Origin of the sequence: Scopulibacillus daqui (assembly GCF_016908855.1) — a bacterium.
GTDB classification, from domain to species: domain Bacteria; phylum Bacillota; class Bacilli; order Bacillales; family Sporolactobacillaceae; genus Scopulibacillus_A; species Scopulibacillus_A daqui.
This window is the reverse complement of record NZ_JAFBER010000027.1, coordinates 1-22,486: the sequence shown is the minus strand read 5'-3', so window position 1 is coordinate 22,486 and position 22,486 is coordinate 1. Positions and strand designations below refer to the sequence as shown.

General features: G+C 39.1%; 20 protein-coding genes. 7 read left to right on the top strand and 13 right to left on the bottom strand.

What is annotated here, in order from left to right; translation table 11 throughout:
* Positions 1 to 271 precede the first annotated feature (271 nt).
* The 4 genes from JOD45_RS14325 to JOD45_RS14310 all read right to left on the bottom strand — a co-directional run bounded on the left by JOD45_RS14325 (position 272) and on the right by JOD45_RS14310 (position 2,546).
* Positions 272 to 766: a dihydrofolate reductase gene (locus JOD45_RS14325; RefSeq protein ID WP_205004590.1), complete on the bottom strand. Its 495-nt coding sequence runs from the start codon at positions 764 to 766 to the stop codon at positions 272 to 274.
* A complete protein-coding gene (locus tag JOD45_RS14320; protein ID WP_205004589.1) occupies positions 763 to 1,557 on the bottom strand; it encodes a thymidylate synthase in 795 nt (264 codons plus the stop codon). The genes JOD45_RS14325 and JOD45_RS14320 overlap by 4 nt, the downstream gene beginning before the upstream one ends.
* Before the next feature lie 177 nt (positions 1,558 to 1,734).
* Positions 1,735 to 2,109: a kinase-associated lipoprotein KapB gene (gene kapB / locus JOD45_RS14315; RefSeq protein ID WP_205004588.1), complete on the bottom strand. Its 375-nt coding sequence runs from the start codon at positions 2,107 to 2,109 to the stop codon at positions 1,735 to 1,737.
* 182 nt (positions 2,110 to 2,291) lie between these two features.
* The gene (locus tag JOD45_RS14310; protein WP_205004587.1) at positions 2,292 to 2,546 is read right to left on the bottom strand and encodes a hypothetical protein; all 255 of its coding nucleotides are present in this window, start codon (positions 2,544 to 2,546) and stop codon (positions 2,292 to 2,294) included.
* Positions 2,547 to 2,949: 403 nt separating this feature from the next.
* Between JOD45_RS14310 and hpaB the strand changes: the two genes are divergently transcribed.
* The 3 genes from hpaB (at position 2,950) to JOD45_RS14295 (ending at position 6,364) form a co-directional block, all read left to right on the top strand.
* Positions 2,950 to 4,437 (top strand): 4-hydroxyphenylacetate 3-monooxygenase, oxygenase component, encoded by a 1,488-nt coding sequence (gene hpaB / locus JOD45_RS14305; RefSeq protein WP_338056104.1) that lies wholly within the window; start codon positions 2,950 to 2,952, stop codon positions 4,435 to 4,437.
* A gap of 150 nt (positions 4,438 to 4,587) precedes the next feature.
* Positions 4,588 to 5,559 carry a hypothetical protein gene (locus tag JOD45_RS14300; RefSeq protein WP_205004586.1) on the top strand — a complete coding sequence of 324 codons (972 nt, stop codon included), beginning with the start codon at positions 4,588 to 4,590 and terminating at the stop codon, positions 5,557 to 5,559.
* A gap of 16 nt (positions 5,560 to 5,575) precedes the next feature.
* Positions 5,576 to 6,364, top strand: a complete 789-nt coding sequence (locus tag JOD45_RS14295; protein ID WP_205004585.1) for a protein-glutamine gamma-glutamyltransferase — start codon at positions 5,576 to 5,578, stop codon at positions 6,362 to 6,364.
* Positions 6,365 to 6,394: 30 nt separating this feature from the next.
* Here the strand turns inward: JOD45_RS14295 and JOD45_RS14290 are convergent, their stop codons facing one another.
* From JOD45_RS14290 to JOD45_RS14275, 4 genes are all read right to left on the bottom strand, one after another.
* Positions 6,395 to 7,564, bottom strand: coding sequence for an acyl-CoA dehydrogenase family protein (locus tag JOD45_RS14290; protein WP_338056103.1), 1,170 nt, complete (start codon positions 7,562 to 7,564; stop codon positions 6,395 to 6,397).
* A gap of 89 nt (positions 7,565 to 7,653) precedes the next feature.
* Entirely contained in the window at positions 7,654 to 8,583 is a 930-nt protein-coding gene (gene trhO, locus JOD45_RS14285) for an oxygen-dependent tRNA uridine(34) hydroxylase TrhO (protein ID WP_205004584.1), read from the bottom strand.
* A gap of 272 nt (positions 8,584 to 8,855) precedes the next feature.
* Positions 8,856 to 9,290 (bottom strand): BrxA/BrxB family bacilliredoxin, encoded by a 435-nt coding sequence (locus tag JOD45_RS14280; RefSeq protein WP_205004583.1) that lies wholly within the window; start codon positions 9,288 to 9,290, stop codon positions 8,856 to 8,858.
* Positions 9,291 to 9,375: 85 nt separating this feature from the next.
* Positions 9,376 to 11,061 carry a formate--tetrahydrofolate ligase gene (locus tag JOD45_RS14275; RefSeq protein WP_205004582.1) on the bottom strand — a complete coding sequence of 562 codons (1,686 nt, stop codon included), beginning with the start codon at positions 11,059 to 11,061 and terminating at the stop codon, positions 9,376 to 9,378.
* Between the two features lie 292 nt (positions 11,062 to 11,353).
* Between JOD45_RS14275 and JOD45_RS14270 the strand changes: the two genes are divergently transcribed.
* From JOD45_RS14270 to JOD45_RS16905, 3 genes are all read left to right on the top strand, one after another.
* Positions 11,354 to 11,770 (top strand): reverse transcriptase-like protein, encoded by a 417-nt coding sequence (locus tag JOD45_RS14270; RefSeq protein ID WP_205004581.1) that lies wholly within the window; start codon positions 11,354 to 11,356, stop codon positions 11,768 to 11,770.
* An 89-nt stretch (positions 11,771 to 11,859) separates the two neighbouring features.
* On the top strand, positions 11,860 to 12,156 hold the full coding sequence (locus JOD45_RS14265) for an EamA family transporter (protein WP_205004601.1): 297 nt from the start codon (positions 11,860 to 11,862) through the stop codon (positions 12,154 to 12,156).
* Between the two features lie 35 nt (positions 12,157 to 12,191).
* Entirely contained in the window at positions 12,192 to 15,860 is a 3,669-nt protein-coding gene (locus JOD45_RS16905) for a dynamin family protein (protein ID WP_205004580.1), read from the top strand.
* A 56-nt stretch (positions 15,861 to 15,916) separates the two neighbouring features.
* Here JOD45_RS16905 and JOD45_RS14255 read toward each other — a convergent pair whose 3' ends face one another.
* The 3 genes from JOD45_RS14255 to JOD45_RS14245 all read right to left on the bottom strand — a co-directional run bounded on the left by JOD45_RS14255 (position 15,917) and on the right by JOD45_RS14245 (position 18,567).
* Positions 15,917 to 16,138 (bottom strand): IDEAL domain-containing protein, encoded by a 222-nt coding sequence (locus JOD45_RS14255; protein WP_205004579.1) that lies wholly within the window; start codon positions 16,136 to 16,138, stop codon positions 15,917 to 15,919.
* 174 nt (positions 16,139 to 16,312) lie between these two features.
* On the bottom strand, positions 16,313 to 17,746 hold the full coding sequence (cshA, locus tag JOD45_RS14250) for a degradosome RNA helicase CshA (RefSeq protein ID WP_205004578.1): 1,434 nt from the start codon (positions 17,744 to 17,746) through the stop codon (positions 16,313 to 16,315).
* Between the two features lie 200 nt (positions 17,747 to 17,946).
* Complete coding sequence (locus JOD45_RS14245) at positions 17,947 to 18,567, bottom strand: trimeric intracellular cation channel family protein (RefSeq protein ID WP_205004577.1); 621 nt, start codon at positions 18,565 to 18,567, stop codon at positions 17,947 to 17,949.
* A gap of 185 nt (positions 18,568 to 18,752) precedes the next feature.
* On the opposite strand from JOD45_RS14245, the gene zwf reads away from it, so the two are divergent.
* Entirely contained in the window at positions 18,753 to 20,234 is a 1,482-nt protein-coding gene (gene zwf, locus JOD45_RS14240; RefSeq protein ID WP_205004576.1) for a glucose-6-phosphate dehydrogenase, read from the top strand.
* 95 nt (positions 20,235 to 20,329) lie between these two features.
* Here zwf and JOD45_RS14235 read toward each other — a convergent pair whose 3' ends face one another.
* Positions 20,330 to 21,622, bottom strand: a complete 1,293-nt coding sequence (locus tag JOD45_RS14235) for a HAMP domain-containing sensor histidine kinase (protein ID WP_205004575.1) — start codon at positions 21,620 to 21,622, stop codon at positions 20,330 to 20,332.
* Positions 21,623 to 21,711: 89 nt separating this feature from the next.
* A complete protein-coding gene (locus tag JOD45_RS16900) occupies positions 21,712 to 22,362 on the bottom strand; it encodes a response regulator transcription factor (RefSeq protein WP_338056105.1) in 651 nt (216 codons plus the stop codon).
* Positions 22,363 to 22,486 lie beyond the last annotated feature (124 nt).

The following is a 22,486-nucleotide window of genomic DNA, read 5'->3' as shown; positions in this document are numbered from 1 at the left end:
AGTATAATCCTTGAGTTTCATTATTTAAAGGCTTTCATACTAGATTTTTATAGTTTTTTTTTCTTTTTTTATTGAATAATCTTATCACGTTAAATCCTTCCATTTTCCACCGAAATACGAGAAGAGAATAAATAATTTGCTATAAAACTTTAAATTACTACAGTTATGTCCATTTTATAACCTTTTTATAATTTTTCGATATCACTAATTATATTGAATTTACCATTATATTCTTAAGAAGATTAAAAATAGAGTGTGACCCAGCCACACTCTATTTTAATCTATTCTTTTTTTCATATACTAGAAAGCGATGCTTATATTTATTTTTTTCGTCAACGGTCCCTTGTTTTTCGGAAATGAGCGTCCATTCCTCTTCATGAAACCCTTCAAAATATGTGTCGCCCTCAAATGTTTCTTCAATCAAAGTAATATACAAGCGATCCGCATATGGAAAGAAGGCTTCAAATACTTTTGCCCCGCCGATAATAAAAATCTCTTGATGAGGATCGTATTCGCTTAATAAGGCTTCTGGCGAATGAATGGTCGCAACACCTTCAGGATGATAGGATACGTCCCGCGTCAAAACAACATTGTCTCTTCCCGGCAATGGTTTGCCGATCGATTCGAATGTTTTTCTGCCCATTACGATCGTATGGTGCATCGTCAGCTCTTTAAAATATTTTAAGTCAGCCGGAAGATGCCAAGGCAAATCATTATTTTTGCCGATTAATCTGTTTTTGTCCATGGCAAGAAGGAATGAAATCATACCGACACCTTGCCTTTAATATGCGGATGAGGATGATATCCTTCAATAGTGAAATCTTCATATTTAAAGTCAAATATAGAGTCGACTTTGCGGTTTATGCTTAACTGAGGAAGCTTTCTAGGTTCCCTTTGAATTTGTTCTTTGACTTGATCAAGATGGTTTAAATAAATATGCGCATCGCCAAGGGTATGAATAAATTCTCCTGCTTCCAGTCCGGTTACATGAGCAATCATATGTGTCAATAAGGCATATGAGACTATATTGAACGGAACACCTAGAAAAACATCCGCGCTTCGCTGGTACAACTGACAAGATAATCGTCCGTTGTTTACATAAAACTGAAACAGACAATGGCACGGCGGCAGGGCCATTTCTTCGATATCAGCCGGATTCCAAGCGGTAACAATCAACCTTCTGGAATCTGGCTGGTGTTTAATCATATCAACAACCTTTGCGATTTGATCGATGGTCTCACCGTTTTTTCCAGGCCATGAGCGCCACTGATAACCATACACAGGACCTAGATCACCATTGTCATCCGCCCATTCATTCCAAATTCTTACCCCATGCTCTTGCAAGTAACGAATATTGGTATCCCCTCTTAAAAACCATAGCAATTCATAGATGATCGATTTCAAATGTAATTTTTTTGTTGTTAGAAGCGGAAAACCTTCTTGTAAGGGAAAACGCATTTGATAACCAAAGAGGCTGATCGTTCCAGTTCCAGTACGGTCTTCTTTTTTTGTTCCTTTGTTCAATATATCACGGCATAGATTTAAATATTGTTCCAAGTCATTCACCTCATACTCTAGAATCCATACAAACAGTTTAACATAAATACAAGGTGGAAAGTGAACTCGTTTATAGCGATGCCTTTGAGAGGCATTCCAAGTCTGACCGGCTAGAAAAAAGACTATCGCTTAAAGAATGCGAAAACCGGGCGATGTTGAAGCTTTGCCCGGTTTTTCTTATTTAAAATAGTCTTTTTCAAGATCTTTTAAGTTTTCTTTAGCCTTTTCTGCCCATGAATCATCGCGTTGTTCCAGCCGCTCATAAGCCTCATCTAATGATTTCCTTAGCGATGATTTGTAGTCTGGAACAGCACCTTGAAAAGGTTTTAAAGAATGAATTTGCACGACTGCTTTTTCTCGAAAGGCCAGTGCTTTACGCTGGTGAAATAACGGTACATCAACTTGATTAGGCTGATGCAAGTCCCCTTGAGTCGGATGTCTGAGGACGGCTTGAATTTCGACCACTGCCCTTTTTTCGTCGCGCTGCTCAATAAATTTAGCTATATACTCTCCCGTTTTATATCGAGTTGTCACAATATCATTCGGTTTCATGCATATCTCTCCCCGTAACCTAAAATATTTGTTGAAAATTAAAGCTGGAAGAATTAAAAAGTGATCACTTTTAGAAGTGTTCATATCAATAAAATAAATTATAACAAATTGTAGTATCAGAGGTTCGATGTACTTTGTTTTTAATAAAAAAAGTCATCATTTGAGATGACTATAAGCTGGGTTTATCCATTTTTTATTGAATCTACAATCTTTTTTGCTTCAATCATAGATAACCCTTTTTCCGTTCTTAGGTATTTTATCGTTTCCATTTCGGTAGAATGATTCAGTTTTTCTTTTGCAAGACGAATAAGATCATTATAGTTATTGTCTTTGCCTAAATATTTTGCATTTTCTTTTCTCAAAACACTTATTTTGTTCATTAAAACAATGATCCAAATTAAAAATACAATATTAATAATTATTGATGTGATTAACATTTAAAGACCACACGCTTTCTTGACATTAGTAAACCCTGTTAATTCTGCAACAAGAGCTGATAAAGCTGCACCCCCTTTCAATAGATTTTATAGAATTATTTCACAAATTGAAATCCCAATCAATTATATTGTCGAAATTACATAAAACATTCAAAATAAATCAAATGATTTACATTAATAATAAAAGATAATATATAAAATAAGCAAAAATTCCCGATTTTTTATCCATTTAAATGAAAAAGAAGCGATAATAAAACTCGCTTCCGCACCAGACATAATTGGTGGATATGCTTCATTTATTTGCTGCCATTACTTGCTCAACTTTTCAACCGGCTGCGGTTATTACTTCAATTCCATCCCTAAGAAACGGTCACATGTACATGCCCAAACTCTTACTATAGATATGAAAAGACAAAATGAGGTGACAGCTATGCCAGCGGTCAACGGACAACAATATATCGAAAGAATAGATCAATTAAAGGCAAACATTTGGTATGAGGGTAAAAAAATCACCGGAAAAATTTCAGAACATCCCGCTTTTAAAGGGGTGATTAAAAGCCAAGCCAAACTGTATGATCTTCAGCATCATCCGGACCTTATTGATTTAATGACCTGGAAATCGGATACAACCGGCAATCGTATCGGTACATCCTATTTGCCTCCAAGAAATCACGAAGATTTAGAGAAAAGACGATTGGCTATCCAGGAGTGGGCAAAACTTTCCTGCGGCATGTTAGGGCGATCTCCCGATTATATGAATACCGCTCTCATGACCTTTGGAACATCAGCTAAAATCCTCGAAGATCAAAGCATGGAATGCGCACAAAATATGAAAAAATACTATGAATATGTAAGAGAAAATGATTTGGCATTGACACATACCTTTATACAGCCGCAAGTAAACCGGGCAAGCTTTTATATTGAAGAATCCCCAGAAATTATTGCTGCCCAAATCGTCGATGAAAATGATGACGGCATTGTTATTCACGGTGCAAGGCTTCTGGCTACACAAGGCGGAACAACAGACGAAATCATTGTCTTCCCTTCAGGCGCGCAATTGCCGCAAATCTCCGGAACCGCCCCTTATGCCTATGCTTTTGCTATTCCGAATAATACGCCCGGCCTCAAATTTATGACGCGGGAGTCATTCGATTACGGCAAATCAACATTCGACCATCCGCTTGGGTCACGATTTGAGGAAATGGATACAATCGTCGTCTTTGACCGTGTCACAGTACCTTGGGACCGAGTCTTTATACACGGCAGCGTCCCTGTTAATAATCGTCTATATAATGACAGCGGTTTTTTCTCTCACACAACTCACCAAATTATTTGCAAAAATGTGATAAAAACCGAATTTTTGTTAGGATTAATGCAAAAGATGATTGACGAAATTAATGTTGGCGAATATCAGCACATTCATGAAAAGATATCTGAAGTTATCGTCGGTATTGAAGCAATGAAGGGTTTTATTTATTCATCAGAAAAGCAAGCCAAAATGAACCAATGGGGCGTCTTCTCTCCCGACCCAAATCCGCTCTTGGCAGCAACACAATATTACCCTAAGATATATCCGCGATTTGTTGAAATTATTCAGTTGATCGGTGCGAGCGGACTTGTATCGATTCCGACTGAGGCCGACTTTAAGTCAGAGCTCAAACCTGAACTCGATTTATATTTGCAATCATCTCAATCAAAAGGCGAAGATAAAGTCAGGCTGTTCCGTCTTGCGTGGGACGCATGCATGAGCGCTTTCGGTTCCAGGCAAGTCCTTTATGAACGGTTTTTCTTCGGAGATCCTGTCAGGCTGGCAACAAACCTTTATAATAAGTATAATCGAAAACATTTTGTGGAGCGAGTCAATGACTTTTTGCAAAAAGATCCTGATTAATCTAAATTCCCTTCTGTATCGGTGCTTTATCAGCTCCGGTACTTTTTTATTTTTTGTGCTCCTATACTTCTCTCTAACACCTCATTAGACATGAAGATTTTTTTGCAACATATATATTTACTAATGTTCTCAAATATTGGAGGGCTTGTCATGACTATGAATCATGAAGATAAACGGAATGAACATCCGCTGAACCAATTAAGAAAACACGATAAGACTGATCTATTAAAGAAATGGAAAAAACTCTTCGATAGCGATCAAAAGAAAGCCATTAAACTCATTAATAAAGATACCCTTGAATTTCCGACCCTTTTCACATTATCAAAACACATTATCGAAAAAAAATACAAGCATCAGCTTAACGACCGTAATAAAATGGCCATATCACATATTGAAAATGTTTTACATGGCGCGGATCTGGGCATCCATAAAATCAAACATTTCACTGATCAACATGATCTTGTGATCACGACTTTTCGTTGGATATTAGAGACTGGCGCGAAAGAATTTATTATACCCGGCTACTTGCAGATTATAGACAGCGCAGTTGTTCAAATGCTTGTGACATACCAAGACGATGTTTTAAAAGAAACCATTGATTTAGTCTTCTATCGTTACCGTCATCAATCGCAGCATCACTATCTCATTTGGGCTGTGTTCGAGTCAGCTGATCCGTTATGCCTTATTCTAATCTCAAATTACTTAAACTCTTCGAATCAAAAAGAAAGATTATTGGCCAGAAAGCTGCTCAGCTTTATTCCGAACATGTCAAACGCCCAGTCTGGACGCGACGCGCTGGCCATTTTCGAAGAGTGGTTTGAAGAAAACCATAAATATTTGTTTTATACCGGACATACAAACGACATGAGTCCTCATCCCGTACCATTTAAGCCAGTATTAAGCGCCAAATATTTAGGCAAAGCGATTTCACCCAAGACGGGAAAATATATCCAGCCTTTATCAGCACAAGAAAAACAGAAAATGATGCAATTTAACAATCTGCCAATCGAATGGCAAAAGCGCCTCTCGTCTTATTCATTGTATCTTCGCAGACACCATCGCCAGCAATGGATGAACTGGGTTGAAAATCCAATTCAACAACAGATTGCATCCATGCACTAAAAAGGGGGGCATTGTTTTGATTACGCTTCATCACCAACCTGTCTCAGAAAGCCAGCTGTCTGCTTTGCCTATTGATGGCCAATTCAGCGGTACCGTTCTTACAGAATTGCGGAACAATCCTGTTGTTTTTAATTATCGATCACTAGAAGAATTAATTTTTGAAGTAACGTTAAGAAACTATATTGTTGTCAATGCGCTCAATTTATATGAAAGCAAAGCTAGTTTTGCCACTTTTTATCATTCGCGCTGCAATGAACGTTACTGGCGTCTGACTAACGAAGGCGGTTTCGAACTGAAATCAGGCGCGAGCAGCAGTCAGGCAATCAACGATATTTTCCAGAACGGCAGCCTATACGCTTTTGAATGTGCAACAGCTATGGTCATTATTTTATATAAAGCAATGATTGATACGATATCGCCGTCTTTATTTGACCAGCTGTATCCGGATATATATTTATGGGATTGGCATCGCGATTCTCATTTTCCTATTATCACAGAAACGGTCGATCATTATGGTATCATTGGCGATATCCGTTATTTTAAAAATCCCGATGTTAACCCAAGAACACCGCAATGGCAAGGGGAAAATGCCATCGAATTGCCTAACGGTTATTATTACGGCCATGGGCTTGGGATTTTAAGGGCCGAACAAATGATTGAGGAATTGAATGAATTTAGACGTGTCGGCGCGACACGTTCAGCTTATTTGATGCCAGATGCTAACCGGCCGTATTTTGCTTATCTATTCAGATACACCAGGCAGCGGTTTTCCCAGCCGGAACCGGAACCCTCTTCTGCTGTTTAGCAGTCAAAAAGCTTCCAAATGGAAGCTTTTTCAATTGCTAAAGACACGCTTTCCCAATATCCCCAATACCGCATCGTCATTCGGCGGATTATGAATGCCTGCCCTAACATCACGATAATATCTTTCAAAAGGATTGGAGCGGAAAATACTCGTCCCGCCGACAATGCGCATGGCTAAATCTACAACCTTAACCGCAGCATTCGTTGCCACGTATTTGACAGCTGAAAGCTCCGGTCCAAGATGCGGGCGCATCTCTTCATCTTCATCCCACTTTTCAGCCACGCCGTACATCATATATCTGGCTTTCATCAATTCTAAGTCAATTTCACCGATTTTTTGCTGCACATGGGGAACTTCTTTAATCGGGTGCGGCAAGCTATTAGGCTGATAGTTTTCTGCAAAATGAATGACATCCCTTCTCGCCGCTAAAGCAATGCCAAGATAACAAGCGGGTATATGAAGCAGCCAGCCATGAGGCAGATGATCGTTTGCATGGCCGCCGCCAATCGTTTCAACATGCGCTTCCATTGGTACCTTAACATCTTTTAATAGAAGGTCGTCACTGCCAGTCGCACGCATGCTCATCGTATCCCATGTTTTTTTGGTTTGTAATCCCGGATATGCTGTATCTACTAAAAAACCGCCGACTTGATCACTTTCCTTAATGGATGCGGTTATAATAAAATAATCAGCGATAGGCGCGAGCGAGGCAAAACTCTTATGACCATTAATGAGCCAGCCGTCTGCCTGCTTAACCGCTGTTGTAAATGGTTTCCCTCCTCTCGTCGGACTCCCGGTTTTCGGTTCCGTAGCAGCCCGGTTAATCAGTTTTTTCTCGTTCACAACTTCCTGACACATTTTTTGAAATAAAGGTTCATCCCATTCTCTCCGGATACTTAAATCCATCATAATGCCTAAGTGCCAGCCAATGCCTAATGTGGTCGCGCCATCCCCTTGACCAAGGGTTTCTTGAACGAGCACTAATTCATAAAGGGATATACCTTTGCCGTTATATTCTTTCGGGACTGTTAAAGCATGGAACCCTGAAGCTTTCAATTCTTCAAAGTTTTCAAACGGAAATTCGCCGGTTTTATCATAATGAGCGGCACGTTCGCGAAACTTTTCAGCATGCTGATGCGCCAAATCATATAAAGCCTTTTGCCGTTTTGTTTTAATGAAGAAATGTTCTTTATGCAGCAACTTGCTCCCCTCCATTTGCTCATGATCCATTGTTGTCTTTTAATGATAATATAAAAGGGAGACAATTGTCTCCCTTTTGGCTTGGCCTATTATTGATTTTGCATAGCCATTTTCTTTTCTTTTTCGTATCGGTTCCGAGGATGTTCGCGGCATTCTTTGGAACAAGAACGCTTATATTTTTCTTCACATTCCTCGCAGCAAACGTGCTGGCGATTGCATTCTGGATTTGCGCAGTTAACCAGCCGGTCTTCAGGCTTGCCGCAGTAATAGCATTCGCTGATTACAACGTCATCTTCTGTACGGTTGACAGGAACTGAAATCCTTTCATCAAACACGTAGCATTTTCCATCATAGAGGCGGCCTTTAACTTCCGGATCTTGTCCGTACTTAATAATACCGCCATGAAGCTGGTTAACGTCTTTAAATCCTTGTTTGATTAAATATCCGGAGAATTTCTCGCAGCGGATGCCGCCTGTGCAGTAAGTGAGGATCTTTTTGTCTTTGTGTTCGCTCAAATTCTCTTCAATCCATTTTGGCAAATCCCGGAACGCTTCAACATCCGGCAAAATGGCATTGCGGAAATGACCGATTTGATGCTCATAAGTGTTGCGCGCATCAATGACAATGACATCGTCTCTTTGCAGATTTTCATAAAATTCTTTTGGCGACAAATAATTGCCGGTTAGTTCTTTTGGATCGATATCGTCTTCAAGTTTAAGCGATACGATTTCTTTGCGATGCCTTACAAAAATTTTCTTAAACGCATGGCCGTCCGCTTCATCAATTTTGAATTCAATATCACTGAAGCGGGGATCACTTCTCAAAGTATCCATATATATCTGAGTCTGTTCAACTGTTCCTGAAAGTGTGCCGTTAATGCCTTCTGATGCCACAAGGATACGTCCTTTAACACCTAACTCTTTACAAAAAGCCAAATGTTCTTGTGTAAACGTTTCAGGATCTTCAATTGGAACATATTTATAATACAACAGAACGCGATAAGGTTTTTTCTCTGACATCTCATACACCACCTTTTCCTTATCTTCTTTAAAAAGAATAAGCATCTTTTCAACAGACAAATAATATCATACCAAATTTCGTTGACAAATGCACATTAAAATATTATACATATCAATAAAAAAAGGTCAATATCACCCTTTTTCTAAAATGTAATTGTCCTCCTTCGAAGACGCGAATGGGCGGCGGCGCACATTTTGCTTCTGGGTCAAAGCGGCATGATTTATGAATAATATACCCCTTTCAAAAATTAAAACCAAGCGGCCGCTTGGTTTTAAGAACAATATTTATCATAAGCATTCTTCAAACGATTGACAATCGCTTCATAGTCTTCATCTTCGATATCTTCACGCGGGATAAAATGAACGACTTCGTTTCCCTTTAAAATAGCTATCGATGGCGAAGAGGGTTCATAACCTGTAAAATATTCACGCATCCTGGCAGTCGCTTCGCGGTCCTGCCCGGCAAATACCGTTACAAGATGATCAGGTTTCACATCGTTTTCTAAAGATTCTACAGCCGCCGGGCGGGCAAGTCCTGCTGCACAGCCGCAAACTGAATTAACGACAACAACTGATATTCCGGAAGCCTTTTTCATAAATTCATCGACTTTTTCCGGCGTCGTTAATTCCTTAAACCCCGCAGATGTCAATTCTTCTCTCATCGGCTTGGCGACTTGTCTCATATATTCTTCATAGGCCATTGACATCGGTTAATCACTCCGTTTGTAAGTTAATCGCATTCTAAAAATAACACGTGAAGATAACTGGATGCAAGGTCTGCGTGCCGGACAATTAAAATAATCCTGATACGTAACCATCGTTATTAACATTCATATTGAGAGCGGCCGGCTTTTTAGGCAATCCCGGCATCGTCATGACCGTTCCCGTTATTGCAACGATAAATCCCGCGCCTATTGAAGCTTTTAGCTCTCGGACATGGATGGTAAATCCGGAAGGACGGCCGGCTTTTTTTGGATCATCGGATAATGAATATTGCGTTTTCGCCATACATACCGGCAGATTCCCCCAGCCGTTTTCTTTAAACTCTTTCAATTGTTTTAAGGCTTTAGCTGAAAATTCAACACCGCTGCCGCCGTATACCTTTTTAACAATCGTTTCTATTTTTTCTTCAATGGGCGCATCAAGATCATACATGTATTTAAAATCTTTTTTTCCGTTTTCAACAACATCTATGACTTGTCTAGCCAGATCTTCCCCGCCGGCACCGCCTTCAGCCCATACTTTTGCAACAGAAACAGGATGGCCGTTCGCTTGACACCAATCCTGAACATATTGTATCTCTCTTTCAGTATCATGAACAAAATGATTAATGGCAACAACATAAGGCAGCCCGAAAGATTTAATGGTTTCAATATGCTTTTCTGCGTTAGCCATGCCGCGTTTTAACGCTTCTATATCTTCATTTTTCAATTCATCTTTGGCTGCTCCGCCGTGCATTTTCAGCGCTCTGACGGTTACGACGATAACGACAGCACTTGGATCAATGCCGCCGGCTCGCGTTTTAATATCCAAGAACTTTTCTGCACCAAGATCAACACCAAACCCCGCTTCCGTAACAACATAATCTCCTAGCTTACTTGCCAGCTTTGTTGCGATGACACTGTTGCATCCATGGGCAATATTCGCAAACGGGCCGCCGTGGACAAATGCCGGTGTATTTTCAATCGTCTGAACAAGATTCGGGTGAATGGCATCCTTTAATAATAAAGCCAGGGCGCCTTGAACGCCTAAGTCATTGACAGTGATCGGCTCCTTGTTGCGATTATAGGCAATAACCATCTTGCTTAGCCGTTGTTTTAAATCATCAATATCCGTTGATAAGCATAGAATAGCCATGATTTCTGAAGCAACAGTAATATCAAAGCCGTCTTCGCGGGGGACGCCGTTTGCCGGACCGCCGAGGCCGACGACAATATTTCTTAAGGCGCGGTCATTCATATCAAGCACCCGCTTCCAAACGATCCGCCGTTGATCAATGTCCAAATCATTTCCCTGATGAATATGGTTGTCTATCATCGCCGATAACGCGTTATTTGCTGTCGTTATCGCGTGAATATCCCCAGTAAAATGAAGGTTGATATCTTCCATCGGTACGACCTGCGAATAGCCGCCGCCGGCTGCACCGCCTTTCATCCCCATGCTTGGGCCGAGAGAAGGTTCGCGCAGGGCAATCACTGTCTTTTTTTCTAGACGGTTAAGCGCTTGTCCTAATCCAACGGTTACTGTCGACTTCCCTTCTCCAGCCGGCGTAGGATTAATTGAAGTCACTAAAATAACTTTGCCGTCCGGAGTATCTTGCAAGCGCTTTAAAGTATGTGCCGAAACTTTCGCCTTATATCTGCCGTAAGGCTCCCAATCTTCTTCAGATAGTCCTAATTGTTCGGCAATTTCATGAATAGGTTTTAGCGGCGCTTCTTGAGCGATCTCGATATCTGTTTTTATGTGCTGATCAATCATGTTTTAACCCTCCTGTAAGCTCTCCATCGATAAAATCTATTGTAACAAGATTTATATTAACATAAATTATCGAAATAAATGCTGCAAATAGCCCTGGTTTTTTAAGAAAACGTGACGATTGGCTTACTTAAAAAGGCAGACGGAGGCATGCTGAAATTTTATATTTTCTGACGTACAAAAAGTTCGTATAAAAAACTGTTTTATTTATATCATTCTTTAAAAACAGCTTTTTCAATTGGCACCATTATTGTATCCTTATTATAAGCATGCGCTTAAAAAGGAGGATTAATGATTGATCGAGGTATATTTTGACGGTGCCAGCGCCGGCAATCCCGGCCATTCAGGAGCTGGCATTTACATCAATCAAGGGAACGGCATAGAAGAAAAACACGCTATCCCGCTTGGTATAATGACAAATCACGAAGCTGAATTCCAAGCTTTTCTATATGCGCTTAAACTTTGTATTGATAAAGACTATTTAACCGTGTCATTTCGGACGGATTCCCAATTGATTGACCGCGCCGTGCAAAAAGCTTATGTTAAAAACCAAGCTTTTTCCGGTTATTTAAATCAAGCGCTGGATTTAATAGACAGCTTTCAGTTATTTTTCTTAAAGTGGATTCCAAACAAACAAAATAAGAATGCGGATGAATTAGCGAAAAAAGCAATCCGGCTGTCCAGGGAAAGCCAGCTGAAAAAAGAATCATGAGCAAACCTTTAGCTGACGGCGGATTATTGTTTGTGCCTTTATTTGGGGATCAACATTTATTGTCGTACAACATGCTGTTTCATCTTTAGATCCGTTGGGCTTTAGTTCAGACTGACGTTCTGCTATCTTGCCTTTTCACCGCTTTTTTTGCAACTGCTGCGGCTTTTTTGCTGCAGACAGCTTTGCAAAAATTTACAAATCCGACTCATGCCGGCTTAATTTTTATTATGGAACCTGTATTTGCGGCCATGACATCTGCTGTTTGGGAACATGAATATATGAGTTATGCTGGCACAATCGGCTGTCTTTTAATATTATTAGGTATGGGGCTAAGCGAATGGCGGCCCAAAAAACATAAAAAGTCCCATAAAACGTCATCCTTCTAAAAAACAATATCATATAAAGTAAGGTGGAACGACAAGTGCAACTTCTAAAAGACAATGCATTAATACAATCGAAGCTTGCCCTTTTATACGCACAAGCAAAAAGAAATGGTGATGAATTAAATGCGGGCAAGTTTCTCGACTTATATAAAAAGGCTGAAAATAACAGATTTTCGATCAGCTTTTGCGGCCATTTTTCAGCCGGAAAATCGAGTCTGCTAAATTATATTATTGAGGAAAGCATTCTTCCCGCCAGCCCGATTCCGACAAGCGGCAATCTTGTCAGATTAATGAGCGGCGAACCATCCGCCAACATTTATACAAACAGCGGAGAGGTTATTAAGTTTTCCTATCCTTATGACATGGAAGAGATTCAAGACTATTGCCGCGACAGTGAAAACGTTACAAAAATCGATATTCAAGTCGGACATCATTTGCCGGAAACGGTCGAATTATACGATACACCCGGTGTTGATTCCACGGTTGAAGCACACCAAGAATCGACCGAAAGCGCCCTTCATCTTGCTGATGTGATTATTTTTGTCAGCGATTACAACCATGTTCAATCAACGGTTAATTTTCAGTTTCTCGAACAAATTAAGAAAATCGGCAAACCGTTTTATTTAGTCATCAGTCAAATTGATAAACATCGCGGTGAAGAGCTGCCCTTCAGCCAATTTCAAGAACGAGTTGAGGGCGCCCTTTCTGATTGGGACCTCTCTCCGGAAGGCATTTATTATATTTCTCTTTTTGATAAAACCAACCCGGATAACCAACTTGAAGCATTTATATCGAAAATGAATAGCCTTCTTAAGGGAGATAGAGAAACTAACCAAGAAAAATGCCACGCAACATTGGAATTTCTTGTCAGCGAGCACCAAGATTATATGAAGGACATTCTGGATGAAAAACTTGAGGAACTTGCCATTAATGAGATGCCGGCAAAGTTTGCAATCGAGAAACTTCAAAAAGACAAAGAAGAAGCCGAAAAGCATTATCAGGCGCTTGCCGGCCGCGAGACAGAATGGCTGAACACAACGAAAGAATCGATAACAAAAGCCATTCATTCTGCTATTCTTATGCCTTATGAAACGAGGGAAAAAGCAAAAAATTATATAGAATCATGCCAAAAAGACTTTAAAGCCGGTTTATTTAACAGTCAGAAAAAACGCATGAAAGAACAAAGCAATCGGCTTGAAGCCTTCTATGAGGATTTTGCCAAAAACGTCCAAACGATGGAATGGGCCGCCAGAGATGTATTGATAAAAGCTTGTCAAAACATTCCCGGCTTTGATGAATCGGAATTCGGGGAAATATATGAGCTATCCATTGATATCACAAAAGAATTTTTAACAGAACCTGTTAAAAAAGGCGCCAATACTTCAGGACAATATATTTTACATTATGCCGATGATGTCTCAGACCAAACAAAAAAGGCAATGAAAAAAACAGTCTTTCAGAAATTAGACTGCATTTCCGAAAAAATCCATAGAAAATTTCAAGTTGAAGCTGAAGAAGCAAAAAACAATCTTGATCAAGCGGTTGATCAATACGAACGAATGCTGGCGGCCTACCATGAGCAGGAAAGATACAAAGAAAATATAATTGAAATTAATCGTATTTTAAAAAGCTCTGCCTTTGAGGAACAATCAGTCAGCCAAGCGCTTAAGATGATAGAAAGCGATGACCATAGCAGACGTTTTAAGACTATTGATCAGCCAGTTAAAAAGGCAGCTAAAAAAGAAGCAGCAAATCAATCAGAGAGCAGCGAAAAACATATCAGCACACCGCATGACAAGGTCAACTTTTTTGAAACCGACACTTATCGCAAAGAGTGGTCATCATTACTGCGGGACGCTTCACACGCTTTGGCTTCCTTAGACAGTTTTAAGCGGACCGTTTCGCATCTTCAAGCACGCGCTGAAAGAATTGAAAAAAACGCCTTTACCATTGCTTTATTTGGCGCATTCAGCGCAGGCAAAACATCATTTGCCAACGCCTTATTAGCCGAAGACGTACTGCCGGTCTCCCCTAATCCGACGACGGCCGTTATTAACAAAATTAAACCGGTGACAAATGAACGCCCGCATCGTACTGTTGAAGCGGCTATTAAAACGGAAGCAGTGTTAATTGATGATATTAATTATTCATTATCTGCCTTCGGGAAAAAAATTAATCAGCTTGATGAACTTCACGATCAATTAAAAGATATCGAAAGCCAAGCTTTAAAGCCGAAGGAAAAGCTTCATTACACCTTTTTAAAAGCGGTCATCAACGGGGCAAAACATTTCGAAGGAAAGCTTGGAGAAACATTGTTTTTAGATCTCAGCGAAGCCCATGAATTGATTGCAAATGAAGAAAAATCATGTTATATCGAGTCGGTTTCCATTTACTATGATTGTCCATTTACCCGGCAAGGCGTCGTCCTCGTCGATACGCCGGGGGCTGATTCAATTAATGCCAGGCATACGAATGTTGCTTTCCAATATATTAAAAACGCTGACGCTATATTGTTTGTCACTTACTTTAATCACGCCTTTTCACGGGCTGATAAAGAATTTCTTATTCAACTCGGCCGGGTTAAGGACAATTTTGATTTAGACAAAATGTTCTTTATCGTTAACGCCATTGATCTCGCTCAATCTGAACAAGAAAAAGCAGCAGTCATAAAATACGTTAATCATCATTTAACAACTTTTGGCATTCTCCATCCAAGGCTTTACGGAATTTCAAGCAAATTAGGATTGCTGAGTCAAAAAACTAAAAATCAGGCATTGTACAAACAATCGGGCTTAGAACATTTTATGAATGACTGGTCAGCCTTTTCTGTCAATGAGCTTCTAAAACATACCATTCAAATCGGCATTCATGATATTCAAAAAGCCAATAACGATATCGAAAAAATAATCGAAAATATACAACTTGATGAATCAGCCAAAGAAGAAAAGAAAAAACAGCTGAAACAATCTTTTGCCAATGCCAAACGAATCGTTGAGTCGCGTACTTCTGACGGTCCGATGTCCGTTTTAAAGCAAAATATGAATGAATGGTTCTTTTATATTAAAAAGCGCGTCTTACAGCGTTATCTTGATGAATTTAATGTATTTTTTAATCCAAGCGCTTTTAATGATAACCAAAAATCGCCCAAAACCATTTTGGCTGAAGGATTAAATGAGTGCATTGAATTTCTATCCTATGATATTGACCAAGAACTTCGGGCGGCTTATATAAGAATTGAGTCTCTCATCCAAAAACTCCTTAACACTTATTTAAGTGATGTCAATACGGCGGTTTCTAAATTTGGGTTTACGAACAATATCCATTTTGAGCCGGCCTTTAAAACGCCTGAATATGCCAAACATCTCAATCAATGCGATCAAGAACCTTTGAAAAGCGTTTTTAAATTTTATAAAAACCGCAAACATTTCTTTGAAAAAAACGGCAAAGAGCAAATGAAGGACAGCCTTTATAAACAGTTGGACACAAGCATCGATGAGCTGTTAGAAGCCGGCCGATTAGAGATATCAGCACATTATCTCGATTTATTTAATGATTTATTAGAGCAAGCAAAAAATGAATGTCTGAGCGAGTGGGAGGAAACAATCTCATATCAGCTGCAAGCTATCGACAACCATGAAATTGACCCAGAGAAGTTCACGGCTGTTCATCATAAGCTGGAAAGCATCCTCCAAAAAAACCGATTATAACAAAAGCCTTCGCAATTGCGAAGGCTTTATATTAAGTCTTAGCGTCAGCCAAGCTGCTATCTGCATAAATCTTTATAGTCTTTGCTTAATTTCATAAATAACTCTTTATCGCGTTGATCCAAACTTTGGTCAATAAGTTTACGCAATTGATCCATTCTGCGATTAATCAGGCATTCATCTAAAACTAACTGGGCATACCATTCAGCAAATGACAGTTTTTGCTGCTTTTCTCTTAACATGGCCAATGACTTCACTTTCTGTTGATAATCATTATTCATTTTGCAGCCTCCCTTGCCCTTTTCAATATTTTATGCAGTATTTCGGATAATTTCAACCATTTTGACTATTTTATTTTTTGTTCCCGTTCTAAATAGCTCCCCTATTTTCAATGCGAATAGCGGTTCCCTGCATTTAATCACACAAAAAAAGAGTGATCGCTCTTGGCGATCACTCTAATGTTGATGAACACGTTTTTTGTAAGACTTGGACGCGTCTTGCCGTCTCACGTTTTTTCCTCTGTTTCTTCTTTGATTATTTCTTTGCGGCTTTCTTTTTCTTTCTTTTTTCACTCTTAACGGAGATTCAGCTGTTAATTTAACCGGTGTTGTATCCGGCTCTTTAGTAATGAGTTTCAAAGCAGCTGCAATGACCGGAATGGAATCATTGTCATGCAAAAGGTTTTCCGCTAAGCCTTTATAATTTTCGATATCCCCTGTTTCCATCGTTTCCATTATAGACTCTAATGCCGCTTTTTGCTGGCCGCGCAAAGCTTCCTCGTATGATGGCGGCTGCATTTGCTCCATGCTTTGTTTGGTTACTTTTTCGATTTCATTTAAATGAGGCATTTCGCTTGGTGTAACAAAAGTCACTGCCAAACCTTTTTTGCCAGCCCGTCCGGTCCGTCCAATTCGGTGGACATAACTCTCAGGGTCCTGAGGCAAATCAAAATTATAGACATGTGTAACGTTGCTTATATCAAGCCCTCTGGCTGCCACATCAGTAGCCACAAGAATATTGGCATTGTTATTTTTAAAACGCCTTAACACATGGTCGCGTCTTGCTTGGGTTAGGTCGCCGTGAATGCCTTCAGCTCTATAACCGCGTTTTTGCAACGCATTGGACAATTCATCGACCCGGCGTTTTGTCCGCCCGAAAATAATCGCGCGTTCCGGAGTATGAATATCAAGAATTCTCGTCAATACATCAAATTTTTCACGCTCTTTGATGGCCAAATATTTTTGTTCAATTTGGGATACTGTTAATGTTTTGGATTGAATTTTCACTGTTTCCGGGTTTTTCATAAATTGCTCAGCCAATAGCCGAATAGGTTTTGGCATGGTAGCGGAAAACAGCAATGTTTGATGTTCATCCGGAATTTGCTCTAGAATCGCGCGAATATCATCAATAAATCCCATGTTTAACATTTCATCCGCTTCATCCAAAACCACATGGCGAACTTCATTTAAGCGGATGGTTCTTCTTTTTATATGATCCAAAAGGCGTCCAGGCGTCGCCGAAATGATGCTTGGGCGTTTTTTCAGCGACTTAATTTGCTTTTGAATATCCTGTCCGCCGTATACTGGTACAGTTACGACTTTTTTATAGCGGCCGATATTATTTAGTTCTTCAGAAACTTGAATGGCAAGTTCTCTTGTCGGCGTAATGATGATGCTTTGAACCGCTTTATTTAATGGGTCGGCAAATTCCGTTAACGGTACGCCAAATGCCGCTGTTTTTCCTGTACCTGTTTGGGCTTGACCGATAAGATCGCTTCCCTTTAAAGCAACTGGAATAGCTTTTTCTTGAATCGGCGACATTTCTTTAAAACCCATTTTTTCAATTGCTTTAAGAATCGTGTCGTTAATGTTTAGCTCAGAAAATTTCATTAATAAGTTAAATCTCCTTTTTTAATTACAAGGTTTATGTCAATTAATTAAGGCATTCCCCGCTGATGGACGGAAAATGCCACAATCAAGCTTAACAGCTCTGATTATAATGATAATTACATCCATCACCAAGAAAAAACAAAACAGACATAAAATAACCTTATCATGTAAAGGAAAGAAATGCAATCCAACTTTAAACATCAGCGGTAAAAATCTCTTGGCTTAGTATAATTTCTTTTAGGTAATTGCCAATGATTCCGTACTGACAGCAGTCGAAGTACGGTGATACACGCTGTTAATATATATTCTCCCCAAATGTCTTGCATCCATCCCATTCCTAATATAAAACCAGCAAGCGCCGCCCAAATGGCATAAATTTCCGTTCTGAACACGAGCGGTTTTCTTCCTGCAAGAACATCCCGAATGATGCCTCCTCCGCAACCGGTTAATACCGCAGCAACAACAACTGCTGCTGTCGAATAATTCGCATCCACAGCGGCCAAAGCACCCTGCACGGCGAACGCCGATAACCCAATCGCATCAAAGAAAGTCCCTGGTTTTTCCCAATAAAAGATCCACTTGCTGGGTATAATGAAAATAATGATAACAGTAAGAATGGCTAATTTAAATAAGCTGCCTTGTGTCCAGATTTCTTGAATAGGGATACCAATTAAAAGATTGCGTATGATGCCGCCGCCAAAAGCGGTGACTAAAGCGAGAACTGCAACACCCAAGACATCATAGTCTTCCTCCATAGCAATAATGGCTCCGCTGGCGGCAAAAGCGATTGTACCAATAATACTGAGAATTTCCCAAGTCATGCTGTCACCTCCGTTGTGCTTATTAAAGGGTTATTCCTAAATATTGGCATAAATTGTTTCTTTTTGAACGTGCATAAGCTATTTTAAAGGTTTTTTTAAGTGTTGAGTACCTCTCTTTTAACTTTCTTAATTTATTTTGTTAAAATAATGCTCGTAAGATAATTAACAGAAGTGAGGCTATGGTTATGTCAGAAGTAAACAACAACGCTACGACTATTATTTTATTTGGTGCGACAGGTGATTTAGCTAGAAGAAAGCTCTATCCTGCCTTGTACTCACTTTATAAAAAACAAAACAATTTTGCTGTTATCGGCGTTGCAAGAAGAGATTATGATCACGATGTTTTTCGCCAAAATGTCCTCGAATCTCTTCAGAACCACTCAAATCCTGGCGACGATGTTGAGGACTTTATTGAAAGATTTTATTATTATTCATTAGATGTTAAGGAAACAAAAGCTTATGGCGGTTTAAAGGAGCTTGCAGATAAGCTCGATCAACAATATGATTTACAAGGAAACCGCATATTCTACTTATCATTGGCTCCTGACTTTTTTGCGCCGGTAACCTTAAATCTCAAAGATGCAGGCCTGACGACGAATACCGGTTGGAAGCGGCTTGTTATTGAAAAGCCATTTGGAAGAGATCTACAGTCTGCGACTGAATTAAATGACACGATTCATCAAGTTTTTGACGAAAGTGAAATTTACCGAATCGACCATTACCTTGGAAAAGAAATGGTCCAAAACATTCAAGTTATTCGCTTTGCCAATCCTATCTTTGAAGGTATTTGGAACAATCGTTACATTTCTAATATCCAAATTACTTCAAGTGAGACTTTGGGTGTCGGCGAACGCGCAAGCTACTATGATCATACCGGCGCATTAATGGATATGATTCAAAACCATATGCTGCAAATGGTTGCTCTTACGGCTATGGAGCCGCCAAGCCGTTTTGTTACTGAAGATATCCGTGACGAGAAGGTAAAAGTGCTTCGCTCTATTCGTCCGCTGACCGATGCCACTGTAGCTAACAGTGTTGTAAGAGGACAATACACTCGGGGCACTATGCCAAATGGAGATGTAGTAAAAGGATATCGCGAAGAAGAAAATGTTAATGAGCAATCGATGACAGATACTTTCGTTGCGGCAAGACTTTTTATTGATAATTTCCGTTGGGCCGGCGTGCCGTTCTATATTAGAACAGGAAAACGCATGACCGCGAAATCAACCGAAATCGTTGTTCAATTTAAAGATGCGCCAAAACGGCCTTATTTTAATAATTTTAATGACCTTCAGCCTAACTTGCTTGTGATTCACGTTCAGCCTGATGAAGGATTATCGTTAAAATTAAATGCGAAAAAATTCAGCACCGGCGGAGGCTCTATTCCGATCACGATGAACTTTAGCAACACCAACCAAGATGACGGCGCAAGCGCTTATGAAAGGTTGATCCAAGATTGTATCCATGGTGATTCAACAAACTTTACCCGCTGGGACGAAGTGGCACTGTCATGGCAATTCGTTGACTCTATCGCCAAAGCATGGAAAGAAAGAAATATTCCTCTTGACCGATATGAAGCCGGTACAATGGGACCTGCCTCATCACATGAACTATTAGCAAAAGACGGTCATCATTGGTGGCCTCTTACGAAAACGACAGAAAAATAATTTTTGAAAACTAACCCGCCTAAATCTCTATGCTTTGGCGGGTTAGTTTTATAAATGAGTGTTGACTCAGTATTTTCATCTCCTTGAGAGAACATTTATTTATAGGGAATGGCAAATTCAATACGTGTACCCGACAATATTAAAGGATCTGCGAACTCAATTTGTCCGTTTAATTCCTTAACAAGATTTTTTACAATAAACAAACCTAATCCAGCATTCCCCAATGAATTGGCTCTTGCCGCATCTTCTCTAAAGTGTTTAGAAAATACCAATCCCCTGTTTTCCCTTTTTATACCTGGTCCCGAATCTTCAATCGCGAAGTGAATATGATGTTCCCTTTCTTCGACAAAAAAATGAATTTCTCCATTTTCGGGTGTATATTGAATGGCGTTTGCAAATAGATTCTCTAAGATCCGATTGATTTTTAGATAAGGGACTCTTAATTCTTTATTTACTCTTAAGTCATGCTTATATTGGATATTCTTCTTTTCCATTAACGGAATGATATCGCTTTCTAAATCTTGGATCAGTTCATCAAGAGATACCACATCATCGATCAGGGTTGGATCCTTTATGTTGCTTGCATGGCCCATGCTTTTCAGTATGTTATTAATTTTTGTGATATTTCTATTTATGATGTCTACTTGTAATTGTTGATTCGGTGCTAGTCCGCCTTCATCATTAAGTATTTCCGTACTTAATGCAATTAGTGTAGCAGGTGTTTTTAAATCATGCGACAAACTAGACATCATTATCGCCCATTCGGAATCTTTTCTCCAATTTTCATATAAAGATTTTTTTAATTCTCTTTGCATTTGTCGAAAAGACTGGGTTAATTGACCGATTTCGTTATTGCTGTTATAGCCCAAACAAAAGTCTAAATCTTTTTTTCTAATCATATTTGAAGCATTTAATAATTCTTCCAATGGTTCTTTTATAGTTCGATAAAGCTTATTGATAAAGTACCTTGAAAATATTATGAAGTAAATGATCGGAGCAATAAAAGGTAAAATAGCAAAACCAAACGTAATGTAACGCGGGATCATATTTTGGCTCTTTAACTGATAAGAATAAACCCAAATTTCCTTGATTTCATTATTTATAACTGCAGGTTGTACTAAGTGATAATAGTTTTTATAAAATATGGTCTCATTAAACGTGCCAATAATATTTTTCCCTTTAAATAAGCCGCTAAATTTTTTACTTCCAGTGATGAGCTTTCCATTTGAATGATATTTGTTTAAGGTAACATTGCTTTTTTGTAGAAGCCTCTTCTTTTTATTAAATTCAGCTTGGTTTATATATTTTGATGGGTGATTCTCCATTATTTCGCTTTGTTTATGAGCAAGTTTTTCATTATAATTTGCAGGCCTTTCAATGGTTACCAAAATGATCAAAATCGAAATAATGACCGTTATAACAGTCATTATTATGGTCCACAATATACTTTTTGTATATAACTGTCTTATATCTTTGATTATTGATTGTTCCATTGATAACCAATTCCCCAAACAGTTTGAAGATGATTATTAGGGAAACCGGCAGAAGCTAATTTATGACGAATATTTTTAACATGTTCCACAATAGAATTTACGTCTCCCTTCCCATCAATCCCACTAATGTTTTCATATATTTGATCTTTAGTAAAAACTTGTTTCGGTGATGAAAGTAATAATACGAGCAAGTCAAATTCCTTTTTTGTAAAGGGTATAACCTGTTTGTTATACATGATTTCCCGCGATGAAATATCAACAATTAAATCATCAATGATCATTCTTTTTCGCTTATTTTCTTCATAATTTTGTAAAAGTCTTTCCTTCATTTTAAATAAAGCATCGATTTTATACATTAATTCTCTTAAAGAAAAGGGTTTTGATATAAAATCATCTCCACCCAAGGAAAAAACCTTCATTTTGTTCATGTCACTTGAAGCAGCACTAATAAATATTATTGGACATACCACTCGATTTCGGATTTGCTTACAGACTTCCAACCCATCAATTCCGGGCATCATGATATCTAATAAAATTAAATCTGTATTCTCTCCTGCCTTTTCAACTGCTTCCTTTCCATCCCTTGCTTCAGACACTTCATAACCCTTTGAATCTAGTGCCCCTTCTAGAAAAATAGTTTGGTAACTGTGGTAAGTTTTTCCCGCTTTGTTTCGAAACCTATAAATAGAATGAACGATTATAGGAGGCGTTCAAAGTGGCTATTTTTGTTCGAAATCTTACGAATAAAGAAGGAAATCA